The sequence below is a fragment of the Streptomyces curacoi genome, from assembly GCF_001513975.1.
GTDB classification, from domain to species: Bacteria; Actinomycetota; Actinomycetes; order Streptomycetales; family Streptomycetaceae; genus Streptomyces; species Streptomyces curacoi.
The window spans coordinates 225,246-242,138 of sequence record NZ_KQ947989.1; the positions used below are offsets into that span (position 1 = coordinate 225,246).

Here is a 16,893-nt window from a genome sequence, read left to right on the forward strand (position 1 = left end):
CCGGACTCACCGGCTTTCCAGCACCACGTGCAGCTCCCGCTCCTGGTCGCCGGAGGCCGAGGAGAGGTCGTGCACCGTGAAGAGGGAGTCCAGCGTCGTACGGAGCCGTTCGATGGCCCAGTAGCCACCCTGCGCGTCGGCCTCCACGGACGACGACAGCCGGGCGGGCGGCGGGCACGCGTGCGCGTCGGTGACCTCGAACGTGCCGAGCCACACCATGGGCCGGGTCTCATGGAGCTGCTGCGGCACGTCCTCGGGGCTCCGGTCGGACTCGAAGCACGTGCACAGCGCGTCGAACACGATCCGGGCGTCTTCCTTGCTGCATCCGCTGATCTCGACGGAGACGGACTCCTCGTGCGGTCGTTCACGGTCCATCGTGATCGCTCCTCTCGTGGCCGACGCCGTGGTGCCACGGGTTGCCCGCGGAACCGGACCCCAACCCCAAGAAAAGCACCACAGACGGCGGAGCACTACTGGCGGAGCCGCACCTTCCGCGCCTCAGCCGCGGGTGAACCGGTAGGTCCTGCTGTCCGTCAGCACGCAGAAGCCCGGCGACAGGACGATCACGCGCAGGGTGCCCGTACGGCGGTCGTAGTCGATGCCCTCCGTCTCGAACTCGCCCGAGCAGGAGCTGCGCAGGGGGAGCCGGCGCAGCGCCGTGACGTGGCCGGTCACGTCGGAGGTACCGGGCTCGGCCGACAGATCGATCTGCAGCAGCGGCTTGGTCATGCCGAAGAGGGTGCCCGCGGGGTCGTCGGAGGAGCAGAGCAGGGTCGTGGCGCTGAGGAAGTCGCAGCCCTGGATGTCGCGTACGGCGTGGTCCAGCCGGATGGTGGACGTCCAGGGCAGGTTCGCCGACGGTGACGTGGCGGGGTTGACGCCGGGGGTCGGGTGGACCAGCAGGCGGGTCATGGTGCCCCACTCCCCCGAGACCATCCACTGGCCGCCGGGCGCGACGGCGACGAAGGAGTTGTTCAGCGCCTCCCCGGAGCCCAGCGTGTGGACGTACTCCGACCAGGTCCCGTCCGGCGCCTGCACCCGGAACATCTTCGCGTTGCCCGAGTCCGCCTGGTACGGCTCGATGTAGTGGCCGTCGGAGGAGGCGTCGGGGTCACCCACGTGGTTCCAGCCGCGGCTGCTGACCGAGACGGGGATGGTGCCGATGCCGGTGTAGCGGTTGGGGCTGTTCGCCGGGACCTCGACCGAGGTCAGGCCCTGGCTCTCGGTCAGCGGGTCGGCGCGGTCGGAGCCGGTCTCCGTCCAGGTGTCGGCGGCCTGCGCGGGGGTCGCGGTGGAGAGCACGGCGACGGAGGCGAGGGCCAGGAGGCCGGTGAGGACGGCGTGACAACGTTGCCGGGCGCGCAGGGCCATGGAAGCGACTCCTTGGGGGTGGGAGCGTGTCGGCGGACAGTTTGGCGGGCCGATGTGGTCATGTACAGGGCAACTCGGGGAACGTCTGCTGTCCGGTCGGCCACACCCATATGTCCGCGTGATGACTTCGGCGGACGTCCGCCGCCGTGTTGAGGGATGGTGGAGGAGGACGACCGAGGGGGCCCGGAGACGGTTGAACGCGGTAGAACAAGGGGAGTCGGCACGGGGGAACGGCGTGCCGCGAGGATGGGCGAAGGCGGTGCGTGGGATGTATGCAGCCGAATCTCCCGGCCCCGAGGGAGACGAGCCGGTGCGCGGGCCCGTAGGGCCGAGCGGCCTGCTCGACGTGCTGGGCGTGGCCTCGGTGGTGCTGGACACCGAGGGGCGCATCGTGCTGTGGAGCCCCCAGGCCGAGGAGCTGTTCGGCTATCCGGCGCAGGAGGCGCTGGGCCAGTACGCCGCCCGGATCATGGTGCACGAGCAGCACCGCGATCTGGTCGTCAAGCTGTTCGCCGACGTGATGGAGACCGGTGAGGGCTGGGCCGGGGCCTTCCCGATCCGGCGCAAGGACGGCAGCACCCGTCTGGTGGAGTTCCGCAACATGCGGCTGCTGGACGACCAGGGGGACGTCTACGCGCTGGGCCTGTGCGCCGACCAGGCGACGGTCCGCCGGCTGGAGCGGGACGTGGCGCTGTCGACGCGGACGATCGCCCAGGCTCCGGTCGGCCTGGCCGTCCTCGACACCGACCTGCGGTACGTCTCGGTCAACCCGGCGCTGGCCCAGCTCAACGGCATCTCCGCCGAGGACCACATCGGCCGTACGCCGCGCGAGCTGCTGCCGGGTGTCGACACCGACGCCATCGAAGCGGCCCTGCGCGAGGTACTGCGCACCGGTCATCCGCTGATCAACCGGCGCATCGTGGGCCGGACCCCGGCCGACCCCGACCAGGAACACTTCTGGTCCATCTCGCTCTACCGGCTGGAGGACACCGCCGGGACGGTGCTCGGCGTGGCCGGCATGGCCGTGGACATCACCGAGCAGCACCAGGCCGCCGTCGAGGCCGAGACGGCGCGGCGGCGGCTGGCGCTCATCGCCGACGCCTCGGCACGGATCGGCACCACGCTGGAGCTGGACCGCACGGCGCGCGAGCTGGCCGACGTCGCCGTGCCGGAGCTCGCCGACGTCGCGGCCGTCGACCTGCTGGAGGCCGTGGTGGAGGGCAGACGCAGCAGCCTGGGCCCCTCGGAGTCAGCGGTGATCCGCGCCCTGGCCGTCAGGGCGGAGTACGACACGGAGGCCCTGGACGCCGCCGACCAGCCCGGCCAAGTCGCCCGCTACGGCCCCGACCGCCTCGTCACCGAGTGCGTACGCACCGCGGGCCCGGTCATGGTGGCGCAGGTCGAGGAGAAGGACCTGCCGCGCATCGCCCGCTCCCCCGAGGCCGCCGTCCAGCTGGGCCGCGCGGGCGTGCACTCCTATCTGGCGGTACCGCTGATCGCGCGCGGCGAGGTGCTGGGCGCCCTGGACCTGAAACGCACCCGCAATCCGCTGCCGTTCAGCGAGGACGATCTGCTGCTCGCCCGTGAACTGGCCGCCCGCGCGGCCGTGCAGATCGACAACGCCCGCTGGTACCAGAACGCCCGCGACACCGCCCTCACCCTGCAGCGCAGCCTGCTGCCCAGCCATCCGCCGGTGACCGGCGGCCTGGAGGTCGCCTCCCGTTACCAGCCCGCGGGGGCGAGTGCCGAGGTCGGCGGCGACTGGTTCGACGTGATTCCGCTGGATGGCGGCAAGACCGCGCTCGTGGTGGGTGACGTGATGGGCAGCGGCATCGACGCCGCCACGACGATGGGCCGGCTGCGCACCGCGACCCACACGCTGGCCTCCCTCGATCTCGAACCGACCCTGCTCCTGGAACACCTCGACAAGATCACCGAGGGCCTCGACCACTCCATCGCCACCTGCGTCTACGTCGTCCACGACCCGCACCTGCGGCAGTGCCGCATCGCCAACGCCGGGCACCTGCCGCCCGCCCGCGTCCGCCCCGGCCACCCGCCGGAATTCCTCGAACTGCCCACGGGCGCCCCCCTGGGCGTGGGCGGCGTCGCCTTCTCGACGACGACCATCGACCTTGAGCCCGGCGACCAGCTGGTCCTCTACACCGACGGACTCGTCGAGACCCGCCAACACCCGCTCGACGAGCGCCTCGACGCACTCCTGGAGCTCCTCGACGACCCCCACCGCCCGCTGGAGGACTGCTGCGACCTCCTTCTGCGCACCCTGCACCGGCCCGACAACTCCGACGACGTGGCACTGCTCATCGCCCGTGTGCTGCCGCCGGGTTGACGGTCGCCCCCTTTTTTCACAGGAACTGATTACTCGTTCCTTACCGTCCGCCACCCACAATCACAGCGGAGCGGGAGGGGGAGCACGCGCCGCGTGCGGCGCTGCGCGGGCAGTGGCAGCGGCAGTCCACGCGCGCCCGGGCGGTGACCGCGGCGGCCACGGTCGCCGCACTGGCCCTCGGCCGTACCGTCGCCTACGCCGCGACCTCGTCGGGTCCGGGCGACGGGTCCTTCCCCTCGGCCTCCGGGTCGGCATCGCCGTCACCGGACGCACCCGGCGGGCGGCACGGCCACGGCCACGGCCTGGGGTTCGGCCTCGGCGGCGGCGCGGTGCACGGCGAGGCGACCGTCAAGGACCCCGACACCGACGAGTGGGTGGTACGGATCTGGCAGCGCGGCACCATCGAGAAGGTGGACGGCGACCAGGTAACCGTCAGGAGCGAGGACGGTGCCGAGTGGACGTGGACCGTCGACTCCGACACCACCGTGCGTCACGACGGGGACAAGAGCACCGGCACCGGCGACCTCAAGAAGGGCGAGACCGCCTTCCTGTCCGGCACCCGGTCCGACGACGGCAAGCGGACGGCGTCCCGCGTGCTCTCGGGCACTTGGGAGGACTGGAAGAAGGACGAGGACAGGAAGAAGGGCGAGGACGGGAAGAAGGGCGAGGACGGGAGGAAGGACAGGGGGCTGGGCGACTGGCGGGGCCAACCCCCTGGGCCTCGTCACTGGGACTGGCGGGACTCCGGCCCCTCGGACCGCCCGTCGAAGAGCGGCGCGACGGCCTGATCAGGTGTGGCTTCAGGTCTGGCTTCAGGTCTGGTTGAGGCCGACCACGACCGTCGCGTACAGCTCCTCGGAGACGACCGGACGCGCCGACAGTCCACTGCGGGTGAACGCCTCCAGGGCCGTCGGCGCCTGGCGTTCGCTCGTCTCGAACAGCAGACAGCCGCCGGGCGCAAGCCAGTTCGGCGCCTCGGCGGCGACCCGGCGCAGTACGTCCAGCCCGTCCGCACCGCCGTCCAGCGCGACGAGCGGCTCATGGTCCCGTGCCTCCGCGGGCAGGAGGCCGACTTCCTCGGTGGGCACGTACGGCACGTTCGCCGCGAGGATGCCGACGCGGCCGCGCAAGCTGTCGGGCAGCGCCGCGAACAGGTCACCCGCGTGCACCTCACCGCCGAACGGGGCCACGTTACGGCGGGCGCAGCGCACCGCAGCCGGGTCGATGTCGGCGGCGTGCAGCTCGACCCGGCCCAGCGCGGCGGCGAGGGCCGCGCCGACCGCGCCCGAGCCGCAGCACAGGTCCACGACGACGGACGCGTCCGGGGCGTGCGCGAGGGCCTGCTCGACGAGGAACTCGGTGCGGCGGCGGGGCACGAAGACGCCGGGTTCCACGGCGATGCGCAGTCCGCGGAACTCGGCCCAGCCGAGGACGAGTTCGAGGGGCAGACCGGTGACGCGCCGGTCCACCATGGCGGCCAGCTCGTCCGGGGTGCGGGCCGCGGCCAGGATCAACCGGGCCTCGTCCTCGGCGAAGACACAGCCCGCGGTCCGGAGTGCGGCCACGACGAAGTCGCGGGAGAGCGGCGTGGGGGAGGAAGGCGAAGAAGACACAGGGGGCATGGAAGCCGAGAGCCTTTCGGAAGCCGAAAGGGTGCTCTCGCGGTCGCCTACTGGCGGTGACCCGCGCCGATTCGTGGTGTGAGCACCCGACCTGACACAGCGGTAATGGGTCTCACCTCCTGGGCCTGCGCACGACCGGGACCGTCCCGGCCGGACGGCCACACTACCCCAACGATCACGAAACGTTCCCGCGCATCGACGCCCAGCAGCGCCCAGCCCAGCCCGGTCCCGGCGCCCGGCCCCCGGCTCTCGGGGGATCGGCGGGGCGCGTACGGTGGCATGCACCACGTACGGTTGTATGAAACACACACTGATCACGCTCGACCCGCGGGCCGTCACCTACGGCGGCCTGGAGGCACCATCCCTATGAACGTCACCCGAGGCTTCGCAGGACGCCCACGCGTCCCGAACGCGGCACTGCCGCCCGGCCAGTACGACGCGGGCGACGACTGGCCCGTCCTGTCCGCCGAGGTCACCCCCGAGCTGACCCCCGCCGAGTGGTCGTTCCGCGTCGACGGGCTGGTCGAGGAGCCGCACACCTGGAACTGGGAGCAGGCACACGAGCTGCCGGCATCGGTGTACGAGGGCGACATCCACTGCGTGACGGGCTGGTCGAAGTTCGGTGTGCGGTTCGGGGGTGTGTCGCTGGACGCCTTCCTGGCTGTGGTCCGGCCCCATGTGTCCGCCACACATGCCGTCGCCTATTCGCACACCGGATACACCACCAACCTTCCGCTCGCCGACCTGACCGGCGGGCGGGCCTGGATCGCCTGGGAGTACGACGGGGAGCCGCTCACCCCGGAGCACGGCGGCCCGGCGCGACTGCTGGTGCCGCATCTGTACTTCTGGAAGAGCGCCAAGTGGATCGCGGGCCTGCGGATCCTCGACCACGACGAGCCGGGGTTCTGGGAGCAGAACGGCTACCACGCCCGCGGCAACCCCTGGGAGGAGCAGAGGTACTCCGGTGACTGAGGAGACCGAGACGTTCACTCCCCCGACCCGGTTCGCCGTGCCCGGGCGGATCGCCGTCAGCGACCGGACCGCCGCGGTGTGGCAGACCGCCACGATCACCGAGATCCGCCGCGAGACCGCGCACGCGGCCACCTTCCGCCTCGCGGTGCCCGCATGGGCGGGCCATCTGCCCGGCCAGCACCTGATGCTGCGCCTGACCGCCGAGGACGGCTATGTGGCCCAGCGCCACTACTCGATCGCCTCCGCGCCGGACGACTCCGGGCACATCGAGCTGACCCTGGACCATGTCGAGGGCGGTGAGGTGTCCGGCTGGTTCCACACGGTGGCCGAGCCGGGTGACACGGTGGAGGTACGCGGCCCGCTCAGCGGCTTCTTCGCCTGGCCCGGGGACCGGCCCGCGCTGCTGCTCGGCGCCGGCTCCGGCGTCGTACCGCTGATGTCGATGGTGCGCCACCACCGGGCGCGCGGCCTGGACGTGCCGCTGCGGCTGCTGGTGTCGGCGCGCAGCCCCGAGGAGCTGATCTACGCGCGGGAGTTGGGCGCGGAGACAACGCCCGTGTTCACGCGGAGCGCCCCGAAGGGTGTGTCCGTGGGACGTATGGCCGCCGCACATGTGGCGCCGCTCCTGGCCGAGCCGCCTGCCGGTGGGTGGGAGGCATATGTGTGCGGTTCCAACGGTTTCGCCGAGCATGCCTCGCGGCTGCTCGTGGCAGCAGGTCAGCCCGTGGACCGCATCCGGATCGAGCGCTTCGGCTGACCGGCGGTCCGACGGGTTCACCGTCGCCGGTCCGTCCGCCCGGGATCGTCAGGAACGATGTCTGGTGTACGGGGTACCTGAACGGCATGCGAAGCCGAGTGCGTGGCTGGCGCTGGCGGCGAAGTCCGCTGCGGCGCCGGTCGGATGTCGTCGAGGCGTGGACGGTGCTGGCCGTGACCGTCCTGCTGCTCGTCGTCGCGCCCCTGCTCGGCATGGTCGCGGCATGGTGGGCACAGGACAGCGCCCGGGCCACGGCCCGGGAGCAGCGCGCCGAGCGCCATCCCGTCCGGGCGGAGGTCGTCGGCAGGACCAGCGACGCGCTTTCCACTGCGCACGGCGGTCGGCAGCCGTCCAACAGGGTGACGGTCCACTGGACCGAGCCGGACGGCGCACCCCGTACGGCCACGGCGCGCGTCCCGGCGGGCACGCGGACCGGCGAGACGGTCGAGGTGTGGTTCGACTCCCGGGGCCGGAGCGTGGCCCCGCCGGCGGACGACAGGGCGGTCTGGCAGCACACCGTCACCGTCGGCGTCTGTGCCACGGGCGGCGCGGTCGCCGTGATCCTCTTCGGCCACGGGGTCGTACGCCAGGCCGCGATGCGGCGCCGCCTGGCCGAATGGGAACAGGAGTGGGTTCGTACGGAGCCGGCCTGGACGGGCCGCCGGGCGTGACCCGAGCCGTGCCCACCGGGCTGCGGCAGCTGCAACCGCTGCAGCGGCTGCGACCGCGCAGTTGGAGGTCATCGGCCGCTACGGCTTCGGGTGTTCAGCCGATCCGCTTCACCTGGTTCCGCAGCCAGAAGGGCCGTCGCCCCCGTACGGTCGGGAACCGGCGCAGATCACGGCGGTACTGGCGGGCGGTGGGCGGCTGCCGCCACCTGGGCATGGGGTCCCGTTTCATCGCCTGGTAGGTGATGCGCCAGGGGCCGTCGCCGTAGTACGGGCGTGTGCTCGGGTCGTTCTTCTCGATGTTCATGACGAGGACGTAGCCCACGCCGTGCTCCGCCGAGTAACTCGCCTCGCGCAGTCGTCGCAGGGCCGCGCGCTCGGGGAAGTCGGGCAGTTCGAGGAGGTCGCCGTTCGTGCTCCGGCCTTCGTTCTCGTCTCCTCCGCCCGGACTTTCCTCCTCGGGTGAGTCCTCCCCGCCGGCCCCATCCGCGGTGGGTTCCTCCTCCACTGCCTCGTCCCACGCCCACGCCCACCGGTCCGCCGGATCCACCCGCAGCTGGATCTCCTCATGCTCGGCGGCGGCCCGGTACTCCAGGATCAGCAGGCGCCACTCGGGCGGCGCCGCCTCCACCGCCACGGCGGCGACGCGCTCGGGCAGCTGCTCCTTCTCCTCGTCGGTGAGCGGCCGCTCGTAGCGTTGCAGCCGCTCGCGCTGCCGCCGGGTGGGGCCCCGGCCGAGTGGGCCGAAGCTGCTGCTGTAGCGCATTTCGAGCAGCAGCCTGCCGACGAACGCCCAGCCCTGGACGCTGTTGTAGTAAAGGATCCTGATCAGCCGGAAGTTGAAGTCGAAGGTGACGTCGACGTCGGTGCGGCGGTAGGTGACGGGGGCGTGTTCGCCGAGCCATTGGCCGAGGGAGTTGTCCGGCCCCAGGGCGGAGGCGATCAGCACCTGCAGCAGGCTTTCGACGACCAGTACGGCGAGGAACCAGACGGCGCACACCGCGACGGTCAGCGGCCAGGCGAGCCATGCCGGGGCGAGGCTTGCGAAGAAGCCGTGCACTTGGTCGGGCACCCAGGTCACGACGGTCTTGACGACATCGGGCAGGGTGCTCGCGTAGCCGGCGAGGACCACCAGCGCGGCCCTGTCCAGCACATGGCGCAGTACGCCGGGAAAGCCGAACGAGAACCCCGGGTCGGGCCGGAACCCGGCCATGTTCCTGGCGCACAGCGCGACGAGCGCGAGCACCTGGCCGGCGGCGGCGAGCAGGGCGACGCTGCCATGGAAACCGGGCGGCTTCTGGAACTGGGTGGAGACGAGGTATCCGGAGAGACCGAAGAGGAACGCCTGGACGATCCAGACCACCACGATCAGAAGCCGCCCGGTGAATGCCACCGAGGCGGAGCGTGGCACGGCCTCGGACGCGGGCGGACGCAGTTCCGGCCGGTTCAGCAACGTGAACAGGCCCGTCAGAACGGCGATGGCCACGGAGAGGTGGGTCCTCGCCTGTCCATGGACGTCGGCGAACCCCGAGAAGAGATACAGCCCGATCAGAACGATCAGACAGAGGACCTGTGCCGTAGCCCGACGTCTTCCCCCGGTGGACATCGGCTCATGATAGAAGTCCCTTGCCCCACAGGGGAGTTGGAGTCGTCACTCGGCACACGTTCTCCCCAATCGGCAAGGCGTCCCCTCGCCTCCCGTGCGGGGCGACGGCCGGGGCGGACGGTCAGCCGGTCGAGAGCGGTGGTGCCGGGGAGGCGGCCTCCCGGGTGGCGGCCCAGGAGGCGAGCAGGCGCAGGCCGTCTCCCGAACGTCGGCCACGTGGAACCGTCCCCCATCCCCCATCCCCCGGCACACCAGTGCATCGAGGCCCTGACACCCTGGCCCCTACACGAGCCGCTGCATCCGCCGCGCAATGCGCCCGTGATCCCGCAGCGCGTCCCCAAGACCGGGAAGGACCGGTTCGCCGCGGTCGACCAGGACCCGGCCCCCGACCACCGTGGTCCAGGCCCGGGCCGGCCCGCAGCGCAGCCAGGCCTCCACGGGGTCGCTGAGCGCGCCGGCGAGCGCCACCTCGTGCAGGTCCCACACGATCAGGTCGGCGCAGGCCCCGGGCCGTAGATGACCCAGTTCGTCATCGCGGCCCAGGCAGCGCGCCGAGCCGCGGGTGGCGATGTCGAGGGCGTCGCGGGCGGTCATCGCTGCGGGTCCGCCGCGGTAGCGGCCCAGCAGCAGCGCCGCCCGGGTCTCCATCCAGAGGGAGGCGTGGTCCGTCGAGGCGGAGCCGTCGCAGCCGATGCCGACGGGCAGGCCCAGCTCGCGCATCTCCTTCACACGCGCGGTTCCGCCGCCGATGAGCATGTTGGAGCTGGGGCAGTGCGCCACGCCGACGCCGGCCGCGGCGAGGCGGTGCAGCTCGGCGTCGTTCGGGTAGATGCAGTGCGCGACCCAGCTGCGGGCACTCATCCACCCCGTCTCCTCGAAGTACTCGACGGGACGGCAGCCGTAGGTCTGGAGGCAGTACGTGTCCTCGTCGTGGTCCTCGGCGAGGTGGGTGTGCAGCCGTACGTCGTGGCGCTCGGCGAGTTCGGCGGTCGCGGTCATCAGCGACCTGGTGACCGAGAACGGCGAGCAGGGCGCGAGCGCGACCCGCACCAGCGCGCCCGGTTCGGGGTCGTGGTAGGTGCTGATCAGGCGCTCGCTGTCGGCGAGCACCTCCTCCTCGGTCTGGGTGACGCTTCTGGGCGGCAGTCCGCCGTCCTCGACCGAGCGGGTCATCGAGCCGCGGGTGGCGTGGAAGCGGAAGCCGATGTCACGGGCGGCGCGGATCTCGGCGTCGACGAGGTGCGGGCGGGGATGGACGTACAGGTGGTCGGACGACGTGGTGCAGCCGCCCATCAGGAGTTCCGCCATGCCGGCGTACGCCGACACGTACGCGGCCTCCTCGTCGAGGCCCGCCCAGAGCGGGTAGAGGGTGGTCAGCCAGTCGAACAGCGAGCCGGTCACGGCGGGCGCGTAGGAGCGGGTGAGGTTCTGGTAGATGTGATGGTGCGTGTTGACCAGGCCCGGGGTGACGAGCCGGCCGGCCGCCGAGACGGTCGTACGGGCCTCGGGCTCGCTCCCGGCGCCACCGACGCCGGTGACCCGACCACCGGTCACGGCGACCCAGCCGCCCGGGATCTCCCGGTCCTCGTCCACGACGAGCAGTTCGGCGTCTCTGACCAGCAGTTCTGCGGCGTTGACCGGAGGGTCGACGGCAGGCGTCATGGCGCCATCGTAGGCGCTCGGTACGGCAAACACCTGGCGAGTCCTCCGATCACCCACGTACGGTGTGATCATCTGCCCTCACTCTTCGCAAAGGCGGTCCTAGATGGCCCTGTTCGACCTTCCGCTCGACGAACTGCGCGAGTACCGCAGCGAGTCCGTCGAGCCCGAGGACTTCGACGCGTTCTGGTCCAAGACCCTCGGGGAGGCCCGCGAGCACGATCTGGACGCCCGCTTCGAGCCGGTCGACACGGGACTGTCCACGGTGCGGGTGTACGACGTGACGTTCGCCGGGTTCGGCGGTCACCCGGTGAAGGGCTGGCTGCGGCTGCCCGCCGGGGCCACGGAGCCGCTGCCGCTGGTCGTGGAGTTCATCGGCTACGGCGGCGGGCGCGGCCTGCCGCACGAGAACCTGCTGTGGGCGTCCACGGGCCGCGCGCACTTCGTGATGGACACGCGCGGCCAGGGCAGCGCGTGGGGCGCCGGTGGCGGGACCCCGGACCCGGTGGGTGCGGCGCCTGCCTACCCCGGGTTCATGACGCGGGGCATCGACGCGCCCGAGAACTACTACTACCGCCGGGTGTTCACGGACGCGGTGCGTGCTGTGGAGGCCGCCCGCTCGCATCCGCTGACCGACGCCTCGCGCACCGTGGCGCTGGGTGCGAGCCAGGGCGGCGGCATCACGATCGCGGTCGGCGGCCTGGTCTCCGACCTCGCGGCGATCGCGCCGGATGTGCCGTTCCTGTGCGACTACCCGCGCGCGGCGACCATCACGGACCGCCACCCGTACCGCGAGATAGGCCTCTACCTGAAGACCCACCGGGGCCGCACCCAGGACGCCCTGCGCACCCTCTCCTACTTCGACGCCGTCCACTTCGCGGCCCGCGGCCGGGCTCCCGCCCTCTTCTCGGCGGCCCTGGAGGACCAGACCTGCCCGCCCTCCACCGTCTTCGCCGCCTTCAACGCCTGGGCCCACGACGAGAAGGCCATCGAGGTGTACGACTTCAACGACCACGAGGGCGGGGGCCCGTTCCACGAGGCGGCCAAGCTGGACTGGCTGCGCTCACACGCCTGACAGGCGCCGCGTGGAAAGACGTGAAACCGCGGAGCGGTTCGCCTACGGGTGAGTTCGGCGTGTTCGACGCCTTCCGCCCTGTCCGACCAGTCGGTACGTTCGGCAACGCCCGGGTCGCAGTGTCGCGGCCCGGGCTTTCGGCGGACCACGAAGGGTGACCCATGGCGGAGCACGAGGCACAGGTGCACGGGCACTGCGAGCCGCGGTTCGCGGCGGTGCGGGCGGCGTTCGAGGCGAACTTCCTGGAGCGCGGGGAGCTGGGCGCCGCGGTCGCCGTCACGGTCGGCGGCCGGACCGTCGTGGACCTGTGGGGCGGGTGGGCCGACGCGGCCCGCAGCCGCCCCTGGGAGCATGACACGCTGGTCAACGTGTGGTCGACGTCGAAGGGGCCGACGGCGCTGTGCGCGCACATCCTCGCCGACCGGGGCCTGCTCGACCTCGACGCGCCGGTGGCCGCGTACTGGCCGGAGTTCGCCGCCGCGGGCAAGGAACAGATCCTCGTACGGCATCTGCTGTCCCACCGCGCCGGCCTGTCCGGGCTGCGGGAGCCGCACTCGCTTCAGCAGCTCTGCGACTGGGAGTTGACCACACAACGGCTCGCCGCGATGGAGCCGTGGTGGGCGCCGGGGACACGGTCGGGGTATCACGCGTTCACCTACGGCTTCCTGGTCGGGGAGGTCGTGCGGCGGGTGTCGGGGCTGCCGCCCGGGGCCTTCCTGGAGCGGGAGGTGACCGGGCCGCTCGGGATCGACTTCACGATCGGGCTGCCGGAGAAGGAGTGCGGGCGGGCGGCCGAGCTGGTGCAGCCGCCGGCCACGATGACCGACGAACAGGCGGCCGTCTTCAGGAAGTTGGCGCCCGCCGCCCTGGCCGCGCTGGCCAACCCCGCGCCAAGTGCGGCGCAGGCGAACTCGCCCGAGTGGCGGGCCGCCGAGATTCCCGCCGCGAACGGGCACGGCACGGCACGGGCGGTCGCCGCGCTGTACGGGATCTTCGCGGGCCGCGGGACGTACGACGGCCATCGCGTCCTGTCCCCCGAGGCGGCCGAGCGGGTGCGCGAGGGGCAGGGCAGCTGCCACGATCTGGTGCTCGGGGCCGGGCTCGACAGCGAGACGGAGATCGGCCTCGGACTCTGGCTGAGCGGGCCGCACGGCTCGTACGGACCCAACCCGCGGGCTTTCGGACACGACGGCTACGGCGGCTCCTGCGGCCTGGCGGATCCCGAGGCCGGGGTGTCACTGGGCTATGTGATGAACCGGATGGGGCCTCATATCGCCAATGACCCACGGAAGATGGCACTGATCGACGCCCTGTACGCAGCCCTGTGACGAGCGGTCGGCGCGGGCCGTTTCGGCCGAAGTGACAAGCCGCCCTTCCCTGGTGGTTTAGACCAATGCTAGATGTGGTGGCGCAACGAGCCCGCACGGCTACGAAACGTCACCAACAGGAGGCGCGGCATGGCCCGCACCACCCAGCACGACCGCCCGCTCACCGAAGCGCAGCCGCTGTACTGGAGGATCGCCACCCAGTTGCTCGGCGAGCTGCGTGAAGGGACTATTCCCCCTGGTGAACGACTGCCCGGGGAACGGCAGTTGGCGGGGCACTTCGGGGTCAGCAGGGAGACCGTACGGCAGGCGCTGGAGGTGCTGCGCCGCAGCGGTCTGGTCGCCACCGACCGGCGGGGCAGCCATGCCACCCTGCCCGGTCTGCCGGTCGAGGTCCCGGCCTCCCTCACCTTCCCGGTCGGCGCCCGGGCCGACAGTCCGGGCGCCGTGGACCGGGCCACGGTCACCTGGGAGACTCCGCCCGCCGAACACGCCGAGGCCCTGGGGCTGGCCCCGCACCGGCCGACCCTGGTGCACCGCTACGAGTCCGCGGGAGCCGACGGATGCGGCCGGCGTACGGCCGTGACGTCCTTCTCCGCGGTGGCGCTCGCCGAGGTCGCGGAGCTGGCCCGCTATCGCGATCGCGCCGACGGCACCGGCTCGGCCCAACTGCGCCGCGCCTACGACTGGATGCGCAAGGCGGGCCTCACCCTGCACCACCGGGACGCCATCACCCGGCTCCCGGGCGTGCCCTCGGTGCGGGTCACCCGGCGCGTGCACGACCAGTACGCCCGCCCGCTGGAGATCACGGACCTCGTCGTGGACGCCCAGCAGGACGCCCTGGTCTACGAGTTCACGCTGCCGGCGGCGGGCTGAGGGCGCACGACCCGCGACTGCCGGGCCAGCGCCAGCAGCCGCCCGTCCGCCGACCAGACCGCACTGTCGTCGACGGCCCAGCCGCTACCGGCGTGCCCGGTACGGATCCGGACGAGCGCCCAGCCCTCATGGGGGCCGTCGTCGAGGGCGTCGGTGAGGTGGACGGTGAGTTCGGCGGTGGGCACCGGGCGCGCGCTGCGCCAGCGGGCGTACAGCGCGGGCGGCAGGACGTCGGTGAGGGTGACGGCCGCCGGAGCGTCGAGGGCACGGCCGTCCAGGAAGCGGATCCAGGCCGTCAGCTCGGCCCTGTCACCGCCGGCGAGCGGGAGGTCCGCGGTGGCGGGGCGGATCTCCAACTGCCGGGCGAAGGGCGACAGTTCACCGGGGAGCTCCAGGCGACGGCAGTCCTGGGGCTCCGGGACCCCGGGGACCGGGCTTCCGTCGTACGACGGCCCCTGGCGCCCGGAGCCGAACAGTGCCGAGCCTGAGATGACCGGCACGCCGTTCTGGTGGCCGGTGAAGACGCAGGTCGCCGTGCGCCGGCCGGGGCCGGCGGGTGCCGCGCCGGAGAAGTGCAGCGGGCCGTCGCCGACCGGGGCCAGATAGTGCGTGGTCAGCGTGCGGACGGGGTGGGCCCCGCCGGTGAACCGGTCGCGTACGGCGGCCAGGGCGAGGGCGGCGACATGCCCACCGTGCGCTCCCTCCCAGGACCGCCACAGCGGGTCGATACGGATCTCGGTGTCGGTCGTCGTGGTCACGGGCTCACCCTAGCGGTGTAAGTTTGAAAAACAAACCCACTAGAGCTCATAAGTTGGGAATTCCAACCTTCCTACCTCGGGCGCCGTGCCACGACCATCCGCACCCGCGGGCTCCCGTCCCGCCGCCGCCCGAACTCGAGCAGGGCCCGTAGCTCCACCTGGAAACCGGCACGCGCCAGCTCGCTCCGCACCTCCCCGAGCCGGAAGGCCCGGTAGTACATGACGAACGGCGGCCGCCACAGCGCGTTGCGCACCCGCATGGCCGTGTCGAAGCCCAGCAGCACCCAGTAGGCGAGGGACGCGGGACGGGGCGGGGCCACGACCGGGAAGGCGAAGCACCCGCCGGGCCGCAGGACGGAGTGGACCTGGGCGAACAGTCCGGGCAGTTCGGAGGGCAGGAAGTGGCCGAAGGCCCCGAAGCTCACCACCAGGTCGAAGGCCGGGGCGAACGGCAGGGCACGGGCGTCCGCACGCACCCAGGAGACGCGCGGCTGCACGACTCCCGTCCGCTGCCGGGCGACGTCGAGCATGCCGGCGCTGAAGTCGACACCGGTGACACTGCGCCGGCACACCTTCGCCAGCACCGCCACACCCGCACCGGTCCCGCAGCACAGGTCGAGGCCGTCGTCGTAGGGGCCCGTTCGTTCGAGCGCCGCCGCGACCGCGGAGAGGACCGAGTCCGGCGTGCGGAACGGCGTGTGGTCGAACTTCGGGGCGAGCAGGTCGTATCCGCGCTCCACGGACGACAGCGCCTGGACGGCGAGTTCACGCAGGGAGGGGCCTTCGGGACCGAACATCGGCGTCACCCCAGAGCGGCACGCTGTCGCAGGACGGCGAGCACGCGCTCGCACCAGCGCAGGTTCTCCTCCTCGAAGGAGATGCCGCGCAGCAGCGTCAGATACGGGCCGACGCGGCCGGACTCGCTCAGGTACTCCTCCTCGGTCCGCCCGTCGAGGAGGCGGTCACGGACGCGTTCGTAGCGGTCGAGCTTGCCACGCGCCCACGTCATGCGCTCCTCGACCAGGGCGCGGGCGGCCTCGGGGTCCTCCATGGCCTGGAGCTTGATCAGGAGTTCGTCGCGGACGGAGGTGGGCCGGCGGGGCGGCTCGGCGGCGAAGGCGCGCAGGTCCTCCCGGCCGGCCTCGGTGAGCGTGAACATCCGCTTGTTCGGCCGGCGTTCCTGCTGCACGAACCGGGCCTCGACCAGGCCGTCCTGCGCCAGGCGCTCCAGCTCGCGGTAGAGCTGCTGCGGAGTGGCGGGCCAGAAGTTGGCGAACGAGACGTCGAAGACCTTGGACAGCTCGTAGCCCGAGGCCTCGCCCTCCAGGAGGGCGGCGAGGACGGCGTACTTGAGGGACATGTGGACACGTTAACAGAAGGTGATTATTCTCATCGGCACCTACTCAACTAATTGACTATGAGGTGATCCGATGCGCGCGTTCCGCGAGGCGGTCGAGGCCGGCGACTTCGACGCCGTCGAGGCCCTGCTGGCGGAGGACGTCGTCTTCACCAGCCCGGTCGTGTTCAAGCCGTACCCGGGCAAGGCGATCACGGCGGCGATCCTGCGCGGCGTCGTGCGGGTCTTCGAGGACTTCCGCTATGTGCGCGAGATCGGTGACCCCGCGGGCCGCGAGCACGCCCTGGTCTTCACCGCGCGGGTGGGCGACCGGGAGATCACCGGCTGCGACTTCCTCCGGGTGAACGAGGAAGGGCTGATCGACGACTTCATGGTCATGGTCCGTCCGCTGTCGGGTGCGCAGGCGTTGGCCGAGGCGATGGGGGCGCAGTTCGACCGGATCGTGAAGGAGGCGGAGGCACGGTCGGCGTGAGGCCGCGCCCGCGCCGTCGGACCACCGC

General features: G+C 72.0%; 17 protein-coding genes. 9 read left to right on the forward strand and 8 right to left on the reverse strand.

From position 1 onward, the window contains the following. Nucleotides 1-6: 6 nt before the first annotated feature. Nucleotides 7-375: a hypothetical protein gene (locus AQI70_RS21235; RefSeq protein ID WP_062152440.1), complete on the reverse strand. Its 369-nt coding sequence runs from the start codon at nt 373-375 to the stop codon at nt 7-9. Between the two features lie 123 nt (nt 376-498). After that, the gene (locus tag AQI70_RS21240) at nt 499-1,371 is read right to left on the reverse strand and encodes a hypothetical protein (RefSeq protein ID WP_062152442.1); all 873 of its coding nucleotides are present in this window, start codon (nt 1,369-1,371) and stop codon (nt 499-501) included. 268 nt (nt 1,372-1,639) lie between these two features. On the opposite strand from AQI70_RS21240, the gene AQI70_RS21245 reads away from it, so the two are divergent. Next, nucleotides 1,640-3,718, forward strand: coding sequence for a SpoIIE family protein phosphatase (locus tag AQI70_RS21245; RefSeq protein ID WP_062152444.1), 2,079 nt, complete (start codon nt 1,640-1,642; stop codon nt 3,716-3,718). 143 nt (nt 3,719-3,861) lie between these two features. Next, nucleotides 3,862-4,506: a DUF5666 domain-containing protein gene (locus tag AQI70_RS39225; RefSeq protein ID WP_062152446.1), complete on the forward strand. Its 645-nt coding sequence runs from the start codon at nt 3,862-3,864 to the stop codon at nt 4,504-4,506. Nucleotides 4,507-4,530: 24 nt separating this feature from the next. Here the strand turns inward: AQI70_RS39225 and AQI70_RS21255 are convergent, their stop codons facing one another. Next, entirely contained in the window at nt 4,531-5,340 is an 810-nt protein-coding gene (locus tag AQI70_RS21255) for a putative protein N(5)-glutamine methyltransferase (RefSeq protein WP_062152448.1), read from the reverse strand. A gap of 366 nt (nt 5,341-5,706) precedes the next feature. Here AQI70_RS21255 and AQI70_RS21260 point away from each other — a divergent pair, with 366 nt between their 5' ends. The 3 genes from AQI70_RS21260 to AQI70_RS21270 all read left to right on the forward strand — a co-directional run bounded on the left by AQI70_RS21260 (nt 5,707) and on the right by AQI70_RS21270 (nt 7,740). Beyond that, nucleotides 5,707-6,312 carry a sulfite oxidase-like oxidoreductase gene (locus tag AQI70_RS21260; RefSeq protein WP_062152450.1) on the forward strand — a complete coding sequence of 202 codons (606 nt, stop codon included), beginning with the start codon at nt 5,707-5,709 and terminating at the stop codon, nt 6,310-6,312. Continuing rightward, nucleotides 6,305-7,069, forward strand: coding sequence for a ferredoxin reductase (locus AQI70_RS21265; protein WP_062152452.1), 765 nt, complete (start codon nt 6,305-6,307; stop codon nt 7,067-7,069). The genes AQI70_RS21260 and AQI70_RS21265 overlap by 8 nt, the downstream gene beginning before the upstream one ends. 86 nt (nt 7,070-7,155) lie before the next feature. Then, nucleotides 7,156-7,740, forward strand: coding sequence for an Rv1733c family protein (locus AQI70_RS21270; RefSeq protein ID WP_062152454.1), 585 nt, complete (start codon nt 7,156-7,158; stop codon nt 7,738-7,740). 94 nt (nt 7,741-7,834) lie between these two features. Here the strand turns inward: AQI70_RS21270 and AQI70_RS21275 are convergent, their stop codons facing one another. Both AQI70_RS21275 and AQI70_RS21280 read right to left on the reverse strand, forming a co-directional pair. Beyond that, nucleotides 7,835-9,343, reverse strand: a complete 1,509-nt coding sequence (locus AQI70_RS21275; RefSeq protein WP_062152456.1) for a hypothetical protein — start codon at nt 9,341-9,343, stop codon at nt 7,835-7,837. Nucleotides 9,344-9,625: 282 nt separating this feature from the next. Next, nucleotides 9,626-11,005: an 8-oxoguanine deaminase gene (locus AQI70_RS21280; protein WP_062152457.1), complete on the reverse strand. Its 1,380-nt coding sequence runs from the start codon at nt 11,003-11,005 to the stop codon at nt 9,626-9,628. A 103-nt stretch (nt 11,006-11,108) separates the two neighbouring features. On the opposite strand from AQI70_RS21280, the gene AQI70_RS21285 reads away from it, so the two are divergent. From AQI70_RS21285 to AQI70_RS21295, 3 genes are all read left to right on the forward strand, one after another. Next, entirely contained in the window at nt 11,109-12,077 is a 969-nt protein-coding gene (locus AQI70_RS21285; RefSeq protein ID WP_062152459.1) for an acetylxylan esterase, read from the forward strand. Nucleotides 12,078-12,238: 161 nt separating this feature from the next. Beyond that, nucleotides 12,239-13,405: a serine hydrolase domain-containing protein gene (locus AQI70_RS21290; RefSeq protein WP_062152461.1), complete on the forward strand. Its 1,167-nt coding sequence runs from the start codon at nt 12,239-12,241 to the stop codon at nt 13,403-13,405. A 129-nt stretch (nt 13,406-13,534) separates the two neighbouring features. Next, the gene (locus tag AQI70_RS21295; protein ID WP_062152463.1) at nt 13,535-14,278 is read left to right on the forward strand and encodes a GntR family transcriptional regulator; all 744 of its coding nucleotides are present in this window, start codon (nt 13,535-13,537) and stop codon (nt 14,276-14,278) included. On the opposite strand, the gene AQI70_RS21300 is transcribed toward AQI70_RS21295, so the two are convergent. The 3 genes from AQI70_RS21300 to AQI70_RS21310 all read right to left on the reverse strand — a co-directional run bounded on the left by AQI70_RS21300 (nt 14,248) and on the right by AQI70_RS21310 (nt 16,396). Beyond that, nucleotides 14,248-15,036, reverse strand: coding sequence for a thioesterase family protein (locus tag AQI70_RS21300; RefSeq protein WP_062152465.1), 789 nt, complete (start codon nt 15,034-15,036; stop codon nt 14,248-14,250). The genes AQI70_RS21295 and AQI70_RS21300 overlap by 31 nt on opposite strands. 71 nt (nt 15,037-15,107) lie before the next feature. Further along, the gene (locus tag AQI70_RS21305) at nt 15,108-15,833 is read right to left on the reverse strand and encodes a class I SAM-dependent methyltransferase (protein ID WP_062152467.1); all 726 of its coding nucleotides are present in this window, start codon (nt 15,831-15,833) and stop codon (nt 15,108-15,110) included. Between the two features lie 5 nt (nt 15,834-15,838). Then, on the reverse strand, nt 15,839-16,396 hold the full coding sequence (locus tag AQI70_RS21310) for a PadR family transcriptional regulator (RefSeq protein WP_062152469.1): 558 nt from the start codon (nt 16,394-16,396) through the stop codon (nt 15,839-15,841). 70 nt (nt 16,397-16,466) lie between these two features. Between AQI70_RS21310 and AQI70_RS21315 the strand changes: the two genes are divergently transcribed. Further along, a complete protein-coding gene (locus tag AQI70_RS21315) occupies nt 16,467-16,865 on the forward strand; it encodes a nuclear transport factor 2 family protein (RefSeq protein ID WP_062152471.1) in 399 nt (132 codons plus the stop codon). Nucleotides 16,866-16,893: the final 28 nt, after the last annotated feature.